The sequence below is a fragment of the Bacillus sp. 5RYD7K genome, assembly GCF_059831465.1.
The window spans coordinates 2,173,698-2,193,790 of sequence record NZ_CP191200.1; the positions used below are offsets into that span (position 1 = coordinate 2,173,698).

A 20,093-nucleotide genomic window follows, 5' to 3' on the forward strand; every position below is an offset into this window, starting at 1 on the left:
TTGGCAAAACCTATACGTGTTCAACAAAAGGTGGTTGATCACACTTTGAGAACATGCCATGCAGCTGAAGGACGAACCGTATATGACGAACACACCCGGCGCAGCCTGGGGGTAATATCGGATGTGTGTTTCTCTCTTGACGGCCGGTTTCTCGGTTTCGTGCTTGAGCAGAAACGCCTGTTTCACAACCGCCATCTTTTTTTAGCAGCCAGTGATATAAAAGAGATGGAACAAGAAGCCGTAGCTGCCGCCGAAGCTCACTTGCAGCCTTTGCCGAAGAGCTGTTTCACCTTTGAACAGATTAAGATGCAGCCGGTGAAATCGCCTGATGGTGAAATGTTCGGTTTGCTGGAAGATGTATACTTTTGTTTGGACAAGGGCATAATCGTAGCATATGAACTCTCGGACGGCTTCTTTTCAGATCTGGCAGGCAGACGCCAAGTGCGGCGCGCTGCCGATACGCTTATTGAAGCGGGGAAAGACGGCATCGTCCTGAACGGATAAGAGGTGTAGTCTGTGCTTGTATGTCCGAACTGCAAAAGTAAAGATATCGGCAAAATCGGCGTAAACCAATACTATTGCTGGGGCTGCTTCATAGAGCTGACGGTGGCCAAAGGCAAAATTGCGACACATCAAGTAGAGGAAGACGGCACGTTAAGCAGTCTTGATGATTTGTTTTCTGAAGACGAACGCAGTATCAATTTTTAATGTTGAAAGGAGATACGCGCGATGGGCAGAACAATGACCTCTCTATTGGCTTTAGGAGCTGGAGCCGTTATGTATCGTATGGCTTCTCAGTCCGATATGCTGAATAAAAAAGGTATGAAACGGATGAGAAGACGAGTTATGAAAATGTTCTAAGCAGAAAAAAGGATACTTCTTCGGAAGTATCCTTTTTACGTTTGTCTCGCCTCCAGCCGCCTGGCTAGAAGAGATAAGCTGTAATTGACCGCAAAATACATCAGGGCCGCCAGCAGAAAAACCGGGAAAAAATAACCCCCGTCAGCGCTTTGTCCGTTTAAAATCTGCGCATTATGAATCAGCTCGGGCAGAGCGATGACCACCGCAAGTGACGTATCCTTTAATAAAGAAATAAATTGGCTCACAATCGGAGGAGCCATACGCCTGAGCGCCTGCGGCATGATGACGAGAAAAAGAGTCTGCGTGTAGGTCAGTCCTGAAGAACGCGCCGCTTCAATCTGGCCTTTCTCAACGGATTGCAGACCGCTTCTGATGATTTCTGACAGCATAGCTGATTCAAAAATCGTCAGCGCTGTGATGGCGGCTGCGGAAATTTCCAGTTTGATGCCGATTTCCGGAAGGGCAAAAAACGTAAAGAAAATGATTAATAACAGCGGCAGGTTGCGGATGGTTTCGACAATGGCGGCTATAATGCCAGAGACGGCAGGGATTTTCGCATAGCGCAAAGTGCCGGCGGCAAGCCCGAAAATAAAACTCAGGATAATAGAAATAAGCGCAACATAAAGCGTGATCAAAAAGCCGTTCCATAAAAACAGCAGGTGGTCAGGTGTATAGGCGCCGCTAAAATCCATGTTTTTCACTCTCCTTCTTTAATCACTTTTTCCGAGGCGTCTTTCCAAATAATGAACCCCGATGCTGAGCGGTATCGTTAAAATCAAATAAAAAAGCGCCGCAAAGATATAAACATCAAACACGACGAGAGTGCTTGAAGAAACGAGATCGGCCTGATACATCAAATCCAGTCCCGCCACCACTCCGAGAATTGATGAGTTTTTGACAAGGTTGAGAAATTGGTTTCCAAGCGGGGGAATCACGATTTTAACAGCCTGAGGGAGAATCACGTATCTCATCGCCTGACTGTAGGTGAAGCCTGACGATCTGGCCGCTTCCATTTGTCCCTTGGAGACAGTCTGAATTCCGGCTCTTATGGCTTCTGCGATAAAGGCGGACGTATAAATCGTCAGTGCGATCGTTCCCGCCTGAAAGCCGTCCAGTCTCAATCCGGCGTTCGGAAGTCCGAAATAAAAAACGAATGTGATGAGGAGAAGCGGAATGTTCCGGATAAATTCCACATACGCAGTGCCGATCCATTGGAGGGGTTTGAACGTCGTGATTCTCATGACTGCGATCAGAACACCAAGAGCGAAGCTGCCGGCCAGCGCGATGAAGCTCGCAAGCAGTGTGTGCAGGAAACCGTCCAGGTACATATCGAAGTTTTCCGTTAAGATTGTAAAGTTCATGTTTTTGTCACTCCTTATAAAACGGGGATGAGCATGTCTGCTCATCCCGCGGTCGATTCTATTTTGCCGGTTCTTCTTTAATCCATTTTTTATAGATTTTCCCGTACCTGCCGTCGGCTTTCATTTTTTTCAAAGAGGCGTTGATTTCTTTGACGAGCCCGGATTGGCCTTTTTTAACGGCGATTCCGTAAGGTTCATCGGTGAATGTGCCGCCTGTCAGCTGATATTGTTTATTTTCATCCGCCATGCCGTATAAAATCGCATTATCCGTTGTGAGCGCATCTCCCTGTCCCGCTTTAAGCGCAATGAACGCTTCGGCGTAATTTTCAAATTCCAGCACTGAGGCGTCAGGCGCTTTTTCCCTGATGTTCTGTGAGGAAGTGGAGCCTTTTACCGCCAATACTTTTGAGCTTTTTCCAAGGTCTTCGGTGCTTTTGATGCGGCTTCCTTTTTTGACGAGCAGGGACTGCCCGGCTTCAAAATAAACGTCTGAGAAATCAACTTCTTTTTTCCGCTCATCTGTTATCGTCATCGTGGCCGTGATGGCGTCGATATCGCCGTTTTGCAGCATCGGAATTCTCGTTTTTGACGTCACTTCTTTAAACTCCGCTTTTTTCTCATCTCCCAGAATATCTTTTGCAATCTGTTTGGCGATATCAATATCAAACCCTTCGATATCCCCGGAGCTTGGGTTTTTCAGTCCGAATAATCTCGTATCGGTTTTAACGCCGAAGATGATTTTGTCTCTGTCTTTAATAGAAGCTAATGTGTCTTTTCCTGTGCCCTTTGAATCCCCGGACGTTTCTTTCCCTCCGCAGGCGGCCAGCATCAAGACGGCCAGCAGTGAGATCAATCCGAAAGATAACCATTTTGTTACGCGTGACATAAGCGTTCCCCCGTTTCTTTTCAGTGATTTAAAATACGGCTTAAGAATAAACGCGCCCTCTCTTCACGCGGGCTTTCGTAAAACGCAGCCGGTGCAGCTTCCTCTAAGATGGAACCGCCGTCGATAAACACGATGCGGTCCGCCACTTCTTTGGCGAATCCCATTTCATGTGTGACGACCACCATGGTCATTCCTTCCTTTGCAAGTGTTTTCATGACATCCAGCACTTCCCCGATCATTTCCGGATCAAGCGCGGATGTCGGTTCATCAAACAGCATCACCTCAGGCTTCATCGCAAGCCCTCTGGCAATGGCGACGCGCTGCTGCTGGCCGCCTGAAAGCTGTGAAGGGTAAGCGTCCGCTTTGTCGGGTATGCCGACTTTTTTCAGGTAATATAAGGCCGTTTCTTTTGCTTCTTCTTTTGATTGCCTGAGCACTTTGATCGGCGCGAGCATAATGTTTTGCAGAACGGTTTTATGCGGATACAGATGAAAATGCTGAAACACCATGCCGATATTGCGGCGGACTTTATTCATATCCGTTTTTTTGTCATGGATGGAGGCGCCGTTTACCGTTAAAACGCCTCCATCAACCGTTTCCAGCTGATTAATGCAGCGGAGAAGCGTGCTTTTTCCGGATCCTGATGGTCCGATGACAACGACGACTTCCCCTTTTTTAATGTGCAGATTAATGTTCTTCAGCACGTGGAACTGTCCGTAGTGCTTATTGACATCCTGAAATGAGATCATGGTCATCCTCCTTAGAAAAACATGCGTCATATTAACTAACAGTTATGGAAATTTCTTTAACGTTACGATGATTATACAAATTTCCAGAAAATATATTCAAACTTTTTAGTAATTTCAGATAATTAATTCCGTCATGAGGTCTGCGACATAAGGCGGACTTTAGGAAACGGGAATAATTCCGGCTTTCTGTCAAAAGATAAAGCAAGAGGTGAAACATCATGCTTCAAAAACCGCTGCAGCTCTTAATGTGGACGGCTGTATGTCTGCTCGTTTTGTTAACAGTGTATGTCTTTTGTATGCTCGATATGTTATGGTCACCCATATGGCTTGTTATAAAATCTCTCTTTATTCCCATATTCATTGCAGTATTTATTGCTTATCTTTTGCTTCCGATTACTGAATGGCTTCATAAGAAAGGGATGCCTAGAACTTTAAGCCTGCTTCTGATTTATTGCCTGTTTTTCGGCGGAATCGGCTGGGGGGCTTATAAAGGGGTTCCTGTTTTAATTGAACAGCTGCAGGATCTGTCTGAGAGCATTCCCGGTCTTGCCGAAAACTACAACATCATGCTGAGGCATCTGCATAATCATACAGATCATTGGCCTGACGGCATGCACCATCGGATGGATAAAATGATTCAGCAGACAGAAACGTTTCTTGCCGGCACGATTGAAAGCACAATCAGAAGCATCCGTTTCGTGCTTGATTATATCCTGATCGCGGCGACGATTCCTTTTCTCGTTTTCTATATGGTGAAGGATATAGACGTCATGAAAAAGACGGTCTGGTATTTGACGCCGAAGTCTTGGAGGAAAAGGGGGAGTGAATTTCTGCGGGATGTGGACGACTCTCTCGGCGACTATATCCGCGGGCAGCTTCTCGTTTGTTTTTTGCTCGGATTAATAGCCGGCGTTTCTTTCTGGCTGTTCGGCCTTCCTTATCCGCTGATCTTAGGTCTTGCCATCGGGATTACGAATGTCATACCGTATTTCGGTCCGTTTATCGGCGCTGTTCCGGCGCTGCTCCTTTCGCTGGCGATTTCTGCTAAAGCTGTGATCATCGTAATCGTCACGATTTTTATTCTTCAATTTATAGAAGGAAACATTTTGAGCCCGCTTATTGTCGGGCGCAGTCTCAGAATGCATCCCGTCGTGATTATGCTTGCACTTCTTGCCGGAGGAGAGCTTGCGGGCATTCCCGGCATGATTCTCGCTGTGCCTGCAGCAGCCGTTTTAAAAGTGACGGCTATTCACTTTTTGCGGATCAGGACGGAACATTGACATTCGGGTTCTGCTTGTCTATAATTTCGAGTAGAATACATACGAATCTCGAGTGACGGATATGAGTACGCCGAAGCCCTGTTTAAGAGAGAAGCTCCGATACGCTGAAAGGAGCTTCAGCAGAAGATCGGCCGAAGCTAATCCTGAGTGCAGTTAAAGGCTGCCGCAGTCCTGCGTTACGGGATGAAAGGTGACGGGCCTTTTTCGGCCTGTAATCAGGGTGGTACCGCGAGACAGCTCTCGTCCCTGTGTGAACGCATGGTTTGCATAGGGAGAGGGCTTTTTTGCTGTCGCGAAAGAGAATTTCGGGTAGTGATAAGGAGGAATATAGATGAAACACTTAACTTCTGCTGAAGTGCGTCAAATGTTTTTAGATTTTTTTAAAGAAAAAGGCCATGCCGTTGAACCGAGCGCCTCATTGGTTCCGCATGAAGATCCGTCTTTATTGTGGATCAACAGCGGCGTTGCGACGCTGAAAAAATACTTTGACGGCCGCGTTGTGCCGGAGAATCCGAGAATTGTGAACGCGCAAAAATCAATCCGCACAAATGATATTGAAAATGTGGGAAAAACGGCGCGCCACCATACGTTCTTTGAGATGCTCGGAAACTTTTCCATCGGCGATTATTTTAAAGAAGAAGCCATCACGTGGGCATGGGAGTTTTTAACGAGCGAAAAGTGGATCGGCTTTGATCCGGAGCTGCTGTCTGTAACGGTTCATCCTGAGGATGAAGAAGCTTATACGCTATGGGCCGAAAAAATCGGCGTTCCGGAAGAAAGAATCATCCGCCTGGAAGGGAACTTCTGGGATATCGGCGAAGGCCCGAGCGGACCGAATACGGAAATTTTCTATGACCGCGGCGAGAAATACGGCAATGATCCGTCAGATTCTGAATTATATCCGGGCGGCGAAAATGATCGTTATCTTGAAGTGTGGAACCTGGTATTTTCAGAGTTCAACCACAATCCGGACGGCACGTACACACCGCTTCCGAAGAAAAACATTGATACGGGCATGGGGCTTGAACGGATGGTTTCCGTTATTCAAGACGTTCCGACAAACTTTGACACTGATTTGTTTATGCCGATTATTGAAGCTGCAGAGCGCATTTCCGGAGATGCTTACGGAAAGGATGCAGTGAAGGACACAGCCTTTAAAGTGATTGCAGATCATATCAGAACGGTCGCATTTGCGGTAAGCGACGGAGCTCTGCCGTCAAACGAAGGGCGCGGGTATGTTCTGAGACGCCTCCTTCGCCGGGCTGTACGATACGCGAAAACAATCGGTATCAGCCGTCCGTTTATGTATGAGCTGGTACCGACTGTTGCAGGAATTATGGACGCTTTCTATCCGGAGGTGAAAGAAAAGCAAGAGTTTATCGCCAAAGTCATCAAAACGGAGGAAGAGCGCTTCCATGAAACATTGAACGAAGGTCTTGCCATTTTATCTGACGTAATAAAGAAAGAAAAGGAAAAAGGCAGCGGCATCATCTCCGGAAAAGACGTATTCAAACTGTACGATACGTACGGATTCCCGGTTGAATTGACGGAGGAATACGCGGAAGATGAGCAAATGAAGGTTGATCATAAAGGCTTTGAAGCCGAAATGGAAAAACAGCGTGAACGGGCGAGAAATGCGCGCCAAGATGTAGGAAGCATGCAGGTGCAGGGCGGCGCATTGCGCGACATTACTGCAGAAAGCACGTTTGTCGGCTACAGTTCCGTAAAAGCTGAAGCGAAGGTGATCGAGCTTCTTCATGACGGGCAATTAATCAGCGAGGCGCATGAAGGGGATACCGTTCAGATTCTTCTTGATAAAACGCCTTTCTATGCTGAAAGCGGCGGACAGATCGGTGACAGAGGAGTGCTGAGAAGCGCACAGGCTGTCGTAACCATTAAAGACGTGAAAAAAGCTCCGAACGGCCAGCATGTCCACGAAGGCACAGTGGATAGCGGCACGATTCAAAAAGGCGCAAGCGTCACCGCTGAAGTGGAGGACCAAATGAGAAGCGGCGTAGTGAAAAACCATACGGCAACCCACCTTCTGCACCAGGCGCTGAAAGACGTTCTCGGCACACATGTCAACCAAGCCGGCTCACTCGTTACCGAAAACCGTCTGCGTTTTGACTTCTCTCATTTCGGTCAAGTGACTAAAGAAGAACTTGAACGCATTGAAGGAATCGTCAACGAAAAAATCTGGGAGAGCATTCCGGTAGCGATTGATCTGAAACCGATCAATGAAGCAAAAGAAATGGGCGCAATGGCCCTGTTCGGCGAGAAATACGGCGATATCGTCCGCGTCGTACAAGTCGGAGATTACAGCATTGAGCTTTGCGGCGGATGCCATGTTACGAATACGGCTGAAATCGGCCTGTTTAAAATCGTATCCGAATCAGGGATCGGCGCAGGTACGCGAAGAATTGAAGCCGTGACAGGAAAAGGCGCTTATCAGGAAATGAACACCCAGCTCAGCCTCCTGCAGCACGCTGCGGACGAGCTGAAATCAAACGTAAAAGACGTGCCGAAGCGAATCCAGTCTCTTCAAGCGGAGCTAAAAGAAGCGCAAAGAGAAAATGAATCATTGCTCAGCAAACTCGGCAATGTGGAAGCCGGAGCCATTCTGTCTAAAGTAAAAGACATCGGCGGCGTAAAAGTGCTGGCTGAAAAAGTAAACGCGAAAGACATGAACCACCTTCGCACAATGGTGGATGACCTGAAGGCGAAGCTCGGCTCTGCGGTCATCATTCTCGGCGCCGTGCAAAATGACAAAGTCAACCTGTCAGCGGGCGTAACAAAAGACCTGATCGAAAAAGGCCTTCACGCCGGCAAAATGGTCAAACAAGCGGCAGAAGTCTGCGGAGGCGGAGGCGGAGGCCGTCCGGACATGGCGCAGGCCGGCGGAAAGCAGCCTGAGAAATTGGAAGAGGCGCTCGCATCTGCGGAAGATTGGATAAAATCCGTTTTATAATCCTTTCAACTAGTGTAGAATGATGATAAGATGAGGACCTCAGGCTGAACTTTGCCTGCGAATTTGGGAAAGAGGTGCAAAACGGTGAGCTCGTTTGATAAAACGATGAAATTTAATTTCTCCGATGATTCTGCTGAAACAAACGTCGAAGAAGTGCTGATTACAGTATATGATGCGCTTCAGGAAAAGGGGTACAATCCTATCAACCAGATTGTCGGATACTTGCTGTCTGGAGACCCTGCATACATTCCTAGGCATCGCGACGCCCGGAACTTAATTCGCAAATTGGAACGTGACGAATTAATTGAGGAATTGGTAAAATCCTATCTAGAACAGCATAAAGAGGCGTAAATACACTCATGAGAATATTGGGACTTGATCTGGGAACGAAAACACTCGGCGTCGCTTTAAGCGATGAGATGGGCTGGACCGCTCAGGGCATTGAGACGATAAAAATAAACGAAGCTGAAGGAGATTACGGTCTGGACCGTTTATCCGAGCTGATGAAAGACTATAATGTAGAGAAGGTCGTGCTCGGTTTTCCGAAAAACATGAACGGGACGATCGGTCCGAGAGGCGAAGCCAGCCAAACATTTGCGAAACTGCTTGAAACAGCGTACAATGTCCCTGTTGTGCTGTGGGACGAGCGTCTGACGACGATGGCGGCTGAAAAAATGCTGATCGCGGCTGACGTCAGCAGGCAAAAACGAAAAAAAGTCATTGATAAAATGGCGGCTGTCATGATCCTTCAAGGATATCTGGACAGTTTAAACTAAGAGGTGAAAGAAATGGAACACGGCGAAAAACACATTACAATTGTCGATGATCAAGGTAACGAACAGCTTTGCGAAGTGCTGTTTACATTTGAAAACGACACATTCAACAAATCTTACGTTCTTTATTATCCGATTGATGCTCAAGACGATGATGAAATCGAAATTCACGCTTCAAGCTTCGAGCCGAACGAAAACGGCGAAGACGGCGAACTGATGCCGATTGAAACTGATGAAGAGTGGGAAATGATCGAAGAAACGCTGAATACGTTTTTAGCGGAAGAAGACGAAGAATAAAATGAACAGAAAAAGCCGGAGCGCATATGCCGCTTCGGCTTTTTTTGTAATAAATTGCCGAATGCCCGCGAATCATGTAGTATAAGAGCTGTTGGGAGGAAAATACTTGTATGAATATCAATCAGACTAAACATTCATTTCTGCGCAAAAACAAAAAAACGACGATAATACTGTCCTCCGTGATCGCTCTGATCATCATCATTTGCGGTGCTTTTTTCTATGGAAAATCTCTGCTGTCCCCGGTTGACAAAGGCAGCAAAACGACAGTCAATATTAATATTCCGAGCGGTTCTTCGGTTTCGGCAATCGCCGGAATTCTTGAGGATCAGCATGTCATCAAAAGCAAAAAAGCATTTCAGCTGTATGTGAAGTATAAAGGCGCTTCCGGATTTCAGGCGGGATTTTACCATCTGAATAAAGGAATGGACGCGGATGCGATTATCAAAAAACTGACCGCGGGATCTGCGGGGTATGCCTTTCAGATCACCGTTCCCGAAGGAAAACAGCTGACACAGATTGCCGACGCGATCGCAAAAGAAACATCATATTCAAAAGAAGAGATCATGGCAAAACTGGACGACAAAACATTTATCGACAAACTGAAAAAACAGTTTCCTGATACAATAACGGACGCCCTTTCAAACAAGAAGCTTAAGCATCCGCTTGAAGGCTATTTATACCCGGCCACATATCCGTTTAATGATCCGGAAGCATCGCTTGATAAGATTTTGACGGCAATGGTTCAGGAAACAAACACCCGTATCGAAACATATAAATCTGAACTGGAAAAAAAGAAACTTTCCGTCCATAACGCCCTGACGATGGCATCGCTTATCGAAGAGGAAGCCACTGCCAAAGCCGACCGTCACAAAATCGCAAGCGTCTTTTACAACAGACTTGCAGAAAAAATGCCGCTGCAGACTGACCCGACGGTATTATATGCGGCCGGCAGGCATAAGAGCCGGGTCTTCTACAAAGACCTGAAAATTGATTCTCCGTTTAACACGTATAAACATAAGGGGCTGCCGCCGGGACCGATTGCAAACGCCGGGGATTCATCGTGGGAAGCGGCTCTTAACCCTGACAAAACGGATTATCTCTATTTCCTGGCAAAATCTAACGGTGAGGTCGTATTCACGAAAACATTAAAAGATCATAATAAAGCGAAGGAAAAGTATATTTCCAAAAAAGACAGTGAATAAAGGAGGGCAAAAGCTCTCCTTTTATTCCATTCTGAAAGGTTTTATGATAAAATATATCGGGTTGTTTACTTATGGATAAAGAAGTGTCTTAAGAGAGTGTCCCCGCGGATTCGTCAGGGGCACTCCTTTTTAGAACGGAGGCTGTTTGCCGTGAATGATCGGTATGAACAAATAAACGAGTATATAAACGCGATGCTGAAGCCTCGGCCTGATAAAGTGAAAAAGCTTGAAGCCTATGCAAAAGAGCACCATGTTCCGATTATGGAAGAAGCGGGCATTGAAGTGCTGCTTCAAATGCTGTCGATTCAACAGGCGAAAAACATCTTGGAAATCGGCACGGCAATCGGATATTCGGCTATACGGATGGCGCTTGAACTTCCGGATGCGAATATTTACACGATTGAACGGGACGACAAACGCTATGAAGAAGCTGTGAACAATATAAAAGACTTTGAAATGGAAAATCGGATTCACGTACTGTACGGGGATGCGCTTGAACTTTCTGAGTCTGTCCGTGTCACGGCTCCTTATGATGCCATTTTTATCGATGCGGCAAAAGGCCAGTACACGAACTTTTTTGAGCTCTATGAACCGATGCTTGCGCCGGATGGGGTCATTTTCACAGACAATGTTCTGTTTAAAGGGCTGGTGGCGCAAGATCACTCGGAAATTGAGCCGAAAAGAAGACGGAAGCTTGTTGAAAAAATTGATCAATATAACCAATGGCTGATGAACCGGCCTGACTATCAAACGGTCATACTGCCGGTCGGAGACGGCATCGCCATCAGTAAAAAGAAGAGGTGAATGATCATGAAAAAACCTGAACTTTTGGTGACTCCGACTTCCGTACAGGATATTCTTCCGCTCATTCAAGCGGGGGCAACGGCGCTGTTAGTCGGAGAACAAAGATACGGCCTGAGACTGGCCGGGGAATTTTCAAGAGAAGATATTAAAGAAGCCGTAAAAACAGCTCATCAGGAAGGCGCGAAAGTGTACGCTGCCGTCAATGCTATTTTTCACAATGAAAAAGTGGACGAGCTGAACGGCTATCTTGCCTTTTTGCAGGAAGCCGGCGTGGATGCGGCTGTTTTCGGTGATCCGGCCGTTTTAATGGCGGCGCGTGAAGCGGCTCCCGGGCTCAAACTGCACTGGAGCACGGAAACAACGGGAACCAACTACTATTCCTGTAATTACTGGGGACGCAAAGGCGCACGGCGCGCAGTGCTGGCAAAGGAATTAAATATGGACAGCATCATTGACATAAAAGAGAACGCCGAAGTGGAAATTGAAATTCAAATCCACGGCATGACGTGCATGTTCCAATCTAAGCGTTCATTAGTGGGCCATTACTTCGAATACCAGGGAAAAGTCATGGACATCGAACAGAAGAAAAAAGAAGCGGGCATGTTTCTGCATGACAAAGAACGGGGCAATAAATACCCGATTTTTGAAGACGAAAACGGCACGCACATCATGAGTCCGAACGATGTGTGCATGATTGATGAATTAGAGGATCTGATAGACGCCGGCATTGATTCTTTCAAAATCGACGGAGTTTTGAAGTCTCCTGAATACTTAACCGAAGTGACCCGCATGTACAGAGAGGCAATCGATTTGTGCATCGAAAGCCGCGAGGCATACGAAGAGAAAAAAGAGAGCTGGATAGAGCGGATTGAAAGCATTCAGCCTGTGAACAGAAGCATCGACACAGGATTCTTCTTTAAAGAAACGGTCTATTAAAAAGGAGGGTGCAACGGATGACAGCCGTAAATCAAACCATTTCCAAAGTCGTAAACGGAAAACGCGTCATTACGAAAAAACCTGAACTTCTTGCTCCGGCAGGAAACCTTGAAAAATTAAAAATTGCCGTTCATTACGGGGCGGACGCGGTTTTTATCGGAGGACAGGAATACGGGCTCCGCTCTAATGCGGATAACTTTTCTATAGAAGAAATTGCAGAGGGCGTAGAATTCGCCAAAAAATACGGGGCGAAAATATATGTGACAACAAACATTTTCGCCCATAATGAAAATATGGACGGTCTGGAAGAATACTTAAAAGCGTTGGGAGACGCAAAAGTTGCCGGAATTATCGTCGCTGATCCGCTGATTATTGAAACATGCCGGAGAGTCGCCCCGGACGTTGAGATTCATCTCAGCACACAGCAGTCCCTTTCCAACTGGAAAGCGGTGCAGTTCTGGAAAGAAGAAGGTCTTGACCGTGTGGTGCTTGCCCGTGAAACGAGCGGACTGGAAATTAAAGAAATGAAGGAAAAGGTGGATATTGAAATCGAAACCTTTATCCATGGCGCCATGTGTATCGCTTACTCAGGCCGATGCGTGCTGAGCAATCACATGACGGCCCGTGATTCCAACCGCGGCGGCTGCTGTCAGTCGTGCCGCTGGGATTATGACCTGTATCAGACAGACGGTGCAAATGCGGTCGCGCTCTATGACGAAGAAGACGCTCCGTTTGCGATGAGCCCGAAAGATTTAAAATTGATTGAATCCATACCGCAAATGATCGAGATGGGCATTGACAGTCTGAAAATTGAAGGCCGGATGAAATCGATTCATTACGTAGCGACGGTTGTCAGTGTGTATCGCAAAGTCATCGACGCATACTGCGCTGATCCTGAAAACTTTATCATTCAAAAAGAATGGCTTGATGAGCTGGACAAATGTGCAAACCGGGATACTGCGCCTGCTTTCTTTGAAGGCACGCCCGGTTTTGAGGAGCAGATGTTCGGCGAACACGGAAAGAAAACAACATTTGATTTTGCCGGTCTCGTGCTCGCATATAACGAGGAAACTCAAATGGTGACGCTCCAGCAGCGCAATTTCTTTAAACAAGGTGACGAAGTTGAATTTTTCGGTCCTGAAATTGACAATTTCACATTCACCATCGGCACTATTTGGGACGAAGACGGAAACGAGCTTGATGCTGCCCGCCATCCCCTGCAAATCGTTACATTTAAAGTAGACAAAAAGATTTATCCGAGCAACATGATGAGAAAGGGGAAGTAATCCCAATGGGTAAGAGTCCTGTAGTTATAGGTATCGCCGGAGGTTCCGGATCAGGAAAAACAAGCGTCACCCGTTCCATTTACGAACAGTTTAAAGGACACTCGATTTTAATGATCCAGCAAGACCTTTATTATAAAGACCAAAGCCATCTTCCGTTTGAAGAAAGGCTCAACACAAACTATGATCATCCGCTCGCATTTGATAATGACTATTTAATCGAGCATATTCAAGAGCTTTTGAATTACCGGCCGATAGAAAAGCCGATTTATGATTATAAACTCCATACGCGTTCTGAGGAAACCATTCCGGTTGAGCCGAAGGATGTCATTATTCTGGAAGGCATTCTCGTTCTTGAAGATAAAAGGCTTCGCGACCTCATGGACATAAAACTTTATGTCGACACGGACGCGGATCTCCGTATCATCAGACGGATTATGAGAGATATTAACGAAAGAGGCCGTTCTATTGATTCTGTCATCGAGCAGTATGTATCCGTCGTCAGACCGATGCACAATCAGTTTGTTGAACCGACGAAACGCTACGCGGACATCATTATTCCGGAAGGCGGCCAAAACCACGTCGCGATTGATCTGATGGTCACGAAGATTCAAACGATCCTTGAACAAAATGCAATTTTGTAATACCATAGCATAGACATAAATAACTCAGACCATATTATGTATAGGCTGGAAGGGAATGAGACAGTTCCCTTCTTTCCCTGTTTATAAACCGAAACATTTGCAGAAAACACACATTCAGTTTAAGATAAACAGTACCTATATGGGAGAGAAGAACGAGGACTGCCCTGTGTTCTCATTCTTGATTTTTTCGTTTATGCTCTCATACATAATCACACGTTATTGTTGAGGGACAACCACCAAGGAGTGAAGGAACATGGCACAAGAAAAAGTTTTTCCGATGACTCAAGAAGGAAAACAAAAACTTGAACAAGAATTAGAGCAATTGAAAACGGTTAAACGTAAAGAAGTAGTAGAACGCATCAAAATCGCAAGAAGCTTCGGAGATCTGTCAGAGAACTCTGAGTATGATTCTGCAAAAGAAGAACAGGCATTTGTGGAAGGGCGCATCACGACGCTTGAAAATATGATCCGCAATGCGAAAATCATCGAGGACGACGGCGGTTCAAATGTTGTCGGTTTGGGAAAAACCGTATCATTCATCGAATTGCCTGACGGTGAAGAAGAATCTTACACGATCGTCGGAAGCGCTGAAGCTGATCCGTTTGAAGGAAAAATCTCAAACGATTCGCCGATCGCAAAAAGCCTGCTCGGCAGAAAAGTGGACGACGAAGTCACTGTTCAGACGCCGGGCGGAGAAATGCTCGTGAAAATTGTGAAAATTTCATAAGATCCGTTTAACAATGAAACACCTCGTCCAAAATGTGGATGAGGTGTTTTTTATGATCGTATCAAAAAGGCTGAAAACGGCCGTGATTTGTTTTCTGCTCGTGTTTTTCTTTTTGCTTGCCAGGCTGGCTGAAATTCAGCTGTTTTTTACAGAATCTTTTTCAAAATCTAATATTAATCTGATTCAGGAAAGCGTCAAGCAGCGGACGGAAGAAGTCCTAATTTCAGACGGACGCGGCTCTTTTCTTGATCGGAACGGCAAAGAGCTGACCGGAAAAAAGCAGCCTGCTGTCGTTCTGTTTCCCTTTCTCATGACGCAGGATTGGCCGATTGACCGGGTATCCGCCATTCTCGGGATGAAACAGGATGAGCTCAGGCAGCTTCTCACGGAAGCGAAAAAACCGGTGATCCTAAACAGCAGAAAAATAAAGCATCTGACGAAACAATCCGTGTCAAATATCAATTCTTTGAAATATCCCGGCATTTACGGCGTATATATGAAAGACAGCAAAGAAACAAACATAGCCGCTCATCTGTTGGGCGCGACAAATCAGGACCCGGAGCTTTTGAAAAAGAAGTATCCCGGACGTAAGGAACTGCCGATCACGGCAAAAATCGGGACAAGCGGGATGGAACGGACATTTGATGAGTTTTTGCTGGCGGATCAGGACACAAAACTTTTGTATCATGTCGACGGAAGGGGAAACCCTTTATTCGGAATGGACGTCAAATATACGGCAGAAGCAAACGCGTTTTATCCGCTGCAAGTCAAAACCTCCATCGACCGCAACATTCAAAAAGCAATGGAAGATGTATTGAAAGACCGCGGGTTAAAAAAGGGGGGAGCCGTCCTTTTAGACATTGAAAAAAGCAGTGTGCTCGGAATGGTATCAAAGCCTGACGCCGACATGTCAAAGCAGCAGACACTGCAAAATTACATGCTGACGCCGATTTATCCGGGATCCGTGTTTAAAACGGTGATCGCCGCAGCCGCAATTGAACAAAATGAAGTGAAGCCGGGCACATCCTTTAACTGCAGTCTCAACCTGTACGGAGAGCCGGGTGACGACAAAGGCACGCTCAATTTTGGAGAAAGCTTTGCCCAAAGCTGCAATTATACGTTTACAAGTCTTGCGGAAAAATTGGTCAAAAAAGATGACTCCGCTATTGAAAACATGGCGGAAAAACTCGGTCTCACACAGCGGGCGGGCTGGGAAGGCAAGCTGTACCGGGAAGACGGATTCAGGCAGCTGTATAATGAAAAAAGCGGCGTCATTTGGGGAGATGCCAAAGACAAAAGCGTCAAAAAAGCAGTAGCCCAGACGGCAATCGGACAGAAAAACGTGAAAGTCACCCCGCTTGAAGTCGCCAATATGATGGCGACAATCGCGCGCGGCGGCGAAAAAAAACAAGTCAAAATCGCAGACAAAATCGAATACAAAAACGGAACGACGATGGCGTCATTCAAAGATCAGCCGTTAAAGGGGAAAACGATCGATAAATATACGGCCCAGCAGCTTCAAAAAATTCTCAGAGAAGTCGTCACATCACCGAAAGGAACCGGCAGAAGATTTCAAGATCTGCCGTATGCGGTGGCGGGAAAATCCGGAACGGCCCAGACGGGAATGTTTACAAAAGATAAACAGACGCTTTACAACAAATGGTTTGCGGGATACTTTCCCGCGGACAAGCCGAAATACGCTCTCGTTGTGCTGCACATGGACACGCCGGGAGATAAGGCTCTGACAAATACAGTGTTTTATGATATTGTTAAAAAGGTACATGAAAATGAAACAAATCAGACATAGAACAACCGCTCAGCCCATGTTAAAATATATGCTGAGCAAGAGGGATAAAGGAGTGCAGAATGATTGAGCAATAAACAATCTCGTTTTGAAAACCGTGATAAGCGCAGAAAAGCAAATTTGGTGCTTAACATTTTAATTGCTATCGTATCTATTCTTATTGTCGTCGTTGCAGTCAGCCTCTTCATCAACAGTCCGTCCAGCGACGTGAGCCAGAAGCAGGAAACCCCTGCATCAAGCAAGACGAAGCAGACATCAGATGAGGACATAAAAGACAGCAAAAAAGATACGGCATCAGACGATGACAAAAAAGATAAACAGGATAAGGACAAATCCGATTCATCTTCAGACTCTGACAGCAAAAAAGACGATAATTCATCGAAAAGTGATGACAGCAAAAAAGCCTCTGATTCAAGCGATCCTTTTAAAGGAGCAAAAATAACAGAGGGCGGCTCATCCAGCGATGTCGATAAAACAATTGTTAACTCAAAATGGAAACCAGTCGGCACAAAGCAGACGGGAGAACATGCGGCGACGTATGACTCAAGCTCTGAAGACTGGTCCGAAATGCTTGACGCCATCTCTTACGCAACCGGCGTGTCAAAAGATCACATGACAGTGCTGTGGCTCGGAAACAATGGAAGCCCGCAAGATGCGAAGGGTAAAGTTTTAGACAAAACGAACGGCAAAAAGTATCAGGTCACTATCACTTGGGAAGACAAAAAAGGCTGGAAGCCGACAAAAGTAGAAACCTTAAAATAACCGCAAAAAAGCAGCTGACTCTTCAGCTGCTTTTTTTCTGTCATACGTCAGCTGAAAAATGCACCGACGCGCTGTAAAGAATTCTGCCGTCAACGGCCGTCACCTGATGGGATACCGAACGGACGCGAAGCATAATCGCCTGGTTGTTTTCAATCTGTACGTTTATTTTCTTTTCCAGCTCCTGCAAAGATGCCGCTTCAAAAAATTCTACTTTATCTTTTATTAAATCCAATTGAAAATTCATCAGTATAGATCCTCCTGATTTTTCTTCTGAGTCAATGAAAGTATAAGCCTTTCTGCTGTAATTGCGCAATAATCCCAAAGTATTTTAGTACCCTTTCGCTCTTTTTTGTGATAGGATAGGAACTGTTCCATGATTAATCCATACTATACTCATAGGAATTATAAATTATGGAGAGTGAAAAATATGGGCCGTGAATTTATTCCTTTATTTGAAGATTGGGCAGCGACTTATGACGCCACGGTGCACGGAGCTGACGAACAATATGCTGATGTCTTTAAAGGGTATGACAAGATTCTTGACAGTATCGTCGCACTTTCGGGTTCTAACGTTTTAGAGTTCGGACCGGGCACAGGGAATTTAACGGCGAAATTAGCCGCCGCGAACAAAAAAGTGTTTGGTGTAGAACCGTCACCGTCAATGAGAAAACTGGCAGCTGACAAGCTTTCTGACAGAGCTGTGTTCAGTGACGGGGATTTTCTGGAGTTTCCTGCTCCGCCTTTCCAAATAGATACCATCGTCAGCTCGTACGCATTTCATCATTTAACCGATGAAGAAAAGCACGCGGCTGTAAAGCAATATGGCACAATCCTTCAGAAGCATGATAAAATAGTGTTTGCCGATACCGTCTTTAAAGATCATGAAGCATACGGGGAAGCCGTCAGAAAAGCAAACCGGAACGGCTATCACCAATTAGCGGACGATTTAAAGACGGAACATTATCCGACACTCGGGACAATGAAAAACATCTTTTCAGCTGAGGGATTTGCCGCAAGATTTACGCAGCAAAACGACTTTGTCTGGATAATGGAGGCGATTAAACGGTAAATCGAAGGGATTGTGTATAAATGAAACTGGCAGTCATCGGAGCAATGGAAGAAGAAGTTACGATTTTAAGAAGCAAACTGAAAGACGCAAAACAAGAAATGATCGCTCACTGTGAGTTTACGACGGGCAGCTATGAAGGCGTCGAAGTTATCTTGCTGAAATCGGGCATCGGAAAAGTCAACGCGGCGATCAGCACGACGCTTCTGCTTGACCGTTTCAAACCTGATTATGTGATTAACACAGGCTCAGCGGGCGGATTTCATCATACATTGAATGTAGGAGACGTCGTCATCTCAACAGACGTCCGCCATCATGACGTGGACGTGACGGCGTTTGACTATGAATACGGACAGGTGCCGGGTCTTCCGGCAGCATACAAGGCTGATGAAAAGCTGATCAGCATTACCGAGGAAGCGGTTTCTGAACTGAACGGCATTCAAGTCGCAAAAGGCACAATCGCTACAGGAGATTCTTTTATGAATGATCCGAAGCGGGTTGAAGACGTACGCGCCAAGTTTGCGGATTTGTATGCGGTTGAGATGGAAGCTGCAGCTGTCGCACAGGTGTGCCACCAGTTCCAAACGCCTTTTGTTGTCATCAGAGCTTTATCTGATATTGCTGGAAAAGAATCTGACGTTTCATTTGATAAATTTTTAGAACAGGCAGCCGTTCATTCAACTGAGCTTGTCCTGAATGTCATCAAACGAATTCACTAAGCGGGGGATTCTCGTTCTCCTCCGCTTTCAGGGGGAGGACACAATATTGAACGTGATAACAGATATTACAGAACTGATCGGAAATACACCGCTGCTCCGTCTCAAGCATTTTGATATACCGGAGGGAACAGCGGTTTATGCTAAGCTTGAGATGATGAATCCGGGCGGCAGCATTAAAGACAGGCTGGGCGAGATGCTCATTGAAGATGCGCTTCGCACGGGCAAGGTGAAACCGGGCGGCGTTATCATTGAAGCGACAGCCGGGAACACCGGAATCGGACTCGCTCTGTGCGCCAGAAAGCACCAGCTTCGCGCCGTTTTTTGCGTCCCGGAGCATTTCAGCAGAGAAAAGCAGCAGATTATGAAAGCGCTCGGAGCGGACATTGTGCATACGCCGAGAGAAGAAGGCATGCAGGGAGCCATCCGAAAAGCGCTTGAGCTGGAGAGAGAGATTAATAATTCTTATGCCGTTTTGCAATTTAAAAACCGAGTAAATCCATTGACTTACTATAAAACACTCGGTCCCGAAATTTGGAACGCGCTCGGCGGCAATATCCACACCTTTGTCGCCGGAGCGGGTTCCGGCGGGACCTTTGCCGGCACGGCAGCTTATTTAAAAGAAAAAAATCCTGCCGTCAAAACGGTGATCGTTGAACCGGAAGGCTCGATCCTGAACGGAGGAGAGCCGCATGCCCATAAAACGGAAGGCATCGGTATGGAGTTTATCCCGGATTATATGGACGAGAGCCATTTTGACGCCATTTACACGGTGGAAGACGATAAGGCGTTTTCGTTTGTCAGAGAAGCGGCCGAGAAAGAAGGCCTTTTAATCGGAAGCTCATCAGGGGCGGCTCTATATGCGGCGCTGGAAGAAGCGAAAAAAGCGCCCGCCGGCTCAAATATCGTCACCATTTTCCCAGATGGCAGCGATCGTTATATAAGCAAAAACATTTTCCAAGGAGGTCAGTAAG

The 20,093-nt window shown here is 46.2% G+C and carries 24 protein-coding genes; 19 read left to right on the forward strand and 5 right to left on the reverse strand.

What is annotated here, in order from left to right:
- The first annotated feature begins 45 nt into the window (after positions 1–45).
- From ACQE26_RS10915 to ACQE26_RS10925, 3 genes are read left to right on the forward strand one after another with little or no spacing between them, the layout of a single operon-like run.
- Positions 46–504 (forward strand): PRC-barrel domain-containing protein, encoded by a 459-nt coding sequence (locus ACQE26_RS10915; RefSeq protein ID WP_438420304.1) that lies wholly within the window; start codon positions 46–48, stop codon positions 502–504.
- 12 nt (positions 505–516) lie between these two features.
- The gene (locus tag ACQE26_RS10920) at positions 517–708 is read left to right on the forward strand and encodes a YrzR-like zinc ribbon domain (RefSeq protein WP_003152738.1); all 192 of its coding nucleotides are present in this window, start codon (positions 517–519) and stop codon (positions 706–708) included.
- 21 nt (positions 709–729) lie between these two features.
- Positions 730–861, forward strand: a complete 132-nt coding sequence (locus ACQE26_RS10925; protein ID WP_003152741.1) for a YrzQ family protein — start codon at positions 730–732, stop codon at positions 859–861.
- Positions 862–896: 35 nt separating this feature from the next.
- Here the strand turns inward: ACQE26_RS10925 and ACQE26_RS10930 are convergent, their stop codons facing one another.
- From ACQE26_RS10930 to ACQE26_RS10945, 4 genes are read right to left on the reverse strand one after another with little or no spacing between them, the layout of a single operon-like run.
- The gene (locus tag ACQE26_RS10930; protein ID WP_500469353.1) at positions 897–1,553 is read right to left on the reverse strand and encodes an amino acid ABC transporter permease; all 657 of its coding nucleotides are present in this window, start codon (positions 1,551–1,553) and stop codon (positions 897–899) included.
- Between the two features lie 18 nt (positions 1,554–1,571).
- Positions 1,572–2,222 carry an amino acid ABC transporter permease gene (locus ACQE26_RS10935; protein WP_438420301.1) on the reverse strand — a complete coding sequence of 217 codons (651 nt, stop codon included), beginning with the start codon at positions 2,220–2,222 and terminating at the stop codon, positions 1,572–1,574.
- A 58-nt stretch (positions 2,223–2,280) separates the two neighbouring features.
- On the reverse strand, positions 2,281–3,108 hold the full coding sequence (locus ACQE26_RS10940; protein WP_500469355.1) for a transporter substrate-binding domain-containing protein: 828 nt from the start codon (positions 3,106–3,108) through the stop codon (positions 2,281–2,283).
- Between the two features lie 20 nt (positions 3,109–3,128).
- Positions 3,129–3,857 carry an amino acid ABC transporter ATP-binding protein gene (locus tag ACQE26_RS10945; RefSeq protein WP_438420299.1) on the reverse strand — a complete coding sequence of 243 codons (729 nt, stop codon included), beginning with the start codon at positions 3,855–3,857 and terminating at the stop codon, positions 3,129–3,131.
- A gap of 218 nt (positions 3,858–4,075) precedes the next feature.
- On the opposite strand from ACQE26_RS10945, the gene ACQE26_RS10950 reads away from it, so the two are divergent.
- The 13 genes from ACQE26_RS10950 (at position 4,076) to ACQE26_RS11010 (ending at position 17,337) form a co-directional block, all read left to right on the forward strand.
- On the forward strand, positions 4,076–5,137 hold the full coding sequence (locus ACQE26_RS10950; RefSeq protein WP_500469356.1) for an AI-2E family transporter: 1,062 nt from the start codon (positions 4,076–4,078) through the stop codon (positions 5,135–5,137).
- Positions 5,138–5,468: 331 nt separating this feature from the next.
- Positions 5,469–8,105, forward strand: a complete 2,637-nt coding sequence (gene alaS / locus ACQE26_RS10955) for an alanine--tRNA ligase (protein WP_500469358.1) — start codon at positions 5,469–5,471, stop codon at positions 8,103–8,105.
- A gap of 84 nt (positions 8,106–8,189) precedes the next feature.
- Positions 8,190–8,456: an IreB family regulatory phosphoprotein gene (locus ACQE26_RS10960; RefSeq protein WP_003152749.1), complete on the forward strand. Its 267-nt coding sequence runs from the start codon at positions 8,190–8,192 to the stop codon at positions 8,454–8,456.
- A gap of 8 nt (positions 8,457–8,464) precedes the next feature.
- Complete coding sequence (ruvX, locus tag ACQE26_RS10965; RefSeq protein ID WP_016938833.1) at positions 8,465–8,881, forward strand: Holliday junction resolvase RuvX; 417 nt, start codon at positions 8,465–8,467, stop codon at positions 8,879–8,881.
- A gap of 12 nt (positions 8,882–8,893) precedes the next feature.
- Positions 8,894–9,175, forward strand: a complete 282-nt coding sequence (locus tag ACQE26_RS10970) for a DUF1292 domain-containing protein (protein WP_003152751.1) — start codon at positions 8,894–8,896, stop codon at positions 9,173–9,175.
- Between the two features lie 110 nt (positions 9,176–9,285).
- A complete protein-coding gene (mltG, locus tag ACQE26_RS10975) occupies positions 9,286–10,377 on the forward strand; it encodes an endolytic transglycosylase MltG (RefSeq protein WP_500469361.1) in 1,092 nt (363 codons plus the stop codon).
- A 150-nt stretch (positions 10,378–10,527) separates the two neighbouring features.
- Positions 10,528–11,181 carry an O-methyltransferase gene (locus ACQE26_RS10980; protein ID WP_016938835.1) on the forward strand — a complete coding sequence of 218 codons (654 nt, stop codon included), beginning with the start codon at positions 10,528–10,530 and terminating at the stop codon, positions 11,179–11,181.
- Positions 11,182–11,187: 6 nt separating this feature from the next.
- Positions 11,188–12,117: a peptidase U32 family protein gene (locus tag ACQE26_RS10985; RefSeq protein WP_500469363.1), complete on the forward strand. Its 930-nt coding sequence runs from the start codon at positions 11,188–11,190 to the stop codon at positions 12,115–12,117.
- Positions 12,118–12,134: 17 nt separating this feature from the next.
- Complete coding sequence (locus ACQE26_RS10990; RefSeq protein ID WP_500469364.1) at positions 12,135–13,403, forward strand: peptidase U32 family protein; 1,269 nt, start codon at positions 12,135–12,137, stop codon at positions 13,401–13,403.
- A 5-nt stretch (positions 13,404–13,408) separates the two neighbouring features.
- Positions 13,409–14,044, forward strand: coding sequence for a uridine kinase (gene udk, locus ACQE26_RS10995; RefSeq protein ID WP_016938838.1), 636 nt, complete (start codon positions 13,409–13,411; stop codon positions 14,042–14,044).
- Positions 14,045–14,297: 253 nt separating this feature from the next.
- The gene (gene greA, locus ACQE26_RS11000) at positions 14,298–14,771 is read left to right on the forward strand and encodes a transcription elongation factor GreA (protein WP_438420293.1); all 474 of its coding nucleotides are present in this window, start codon (positions 14,298–14,300) and stop codon (positions 14,769–14,771) included.
- A 52-nt stretch (positions 14,772–14,823) separates the two neighbouring features.
- Positions 14,824–16,578: a peptidoglycan D,D-transpeptidase FtsI family protein gene (locus tag ACQE26_RS11005; RefSeq protein ID WP_500469366.1), complete on the forward strand. Its 1,755-nt coding sequence runs from the start codon at positions 14,824–14,826 to the stop codon at positions 16,576–16,578.
- Between the two features lie 63 nt (positions 16,579–16,641).
- Positions 16,642–17,337 (forward strand): YrrS family protein, encoded by a 696-nt coding sequence (locus ACQE26_RS11010; protein ID WP_500469368.1) that lies wholly within the window; start codon positions 16,642–16,644, stop codon positions 17,335–17,337.
- 40 nt (positions 17,338–17,377) lie between these two features.
- On the opposite strand, the gene ACQE26_RS11015 is transcribed toward ACQE26_RS11010, so the two are convergent.
- Positions 17,378–17,581: a YrzA family protein gene (locus ACQE26_RS11015; RefSeq protein WP_003152771.1), complete on the reverse strand. Its 204-nt coding sequence runs from the start codon at positions 17,579–17,581 to the stop codon at positions 17,378–17,380.
- Positions 17,582–17,764: 183 nt separating this feature from the next.
- Between ACQE26_RS11015 and ACQE26_RS11020 the strand changes: the two genes are divergently transcribed.
- Genes ACQE26_RS11020 through ACQE26_RS11030 form a run of 3 tightly spaced genes read left to right on the forward strand, consistent with a single transcriptional unit; the run spans position 17,765 to position 20,092 of the window.
- Positions 17,765–18,406, forward strand: coding sequence for a class I SAM-dependent methyltransferase (locus ACQE26_RS11020; protein ID WP_438420290.1), 642 nt, complete (start codon positions 17,765–17,767; stop codon positions 18,404–18,406).
- Positions 18,407–18,426: 20 nt separating this feature from the next.
- Complete coding sequence (gene mtnN, locus ACQE26_RS11025; protein ID WP_060964679.1) at positions 18,427–19,122, forward strand: 5'-methylthioadenosine/S-adenosylhomocysteine nucleosidase; 696 nt, start codon at positions 18,427–18,429, stop codon at positions 19,120–19,122.
- Positions 19,123–19,168: 46 nt separating this feature from the next.
- On the forward strand, positions 19,169–20,092 hold the full coding sequence (locus ACQE26_RS11030) for an O-acetylserine dependent cystathionine beta-synthase (RefSeq protein ID WP_438420289.1): 924 nt from the start codon (positions 19,169–19,171) through the stop codon (positions 20,090–20,092).
- Position 20,093 lies beyond the last annotated feature (1 nt).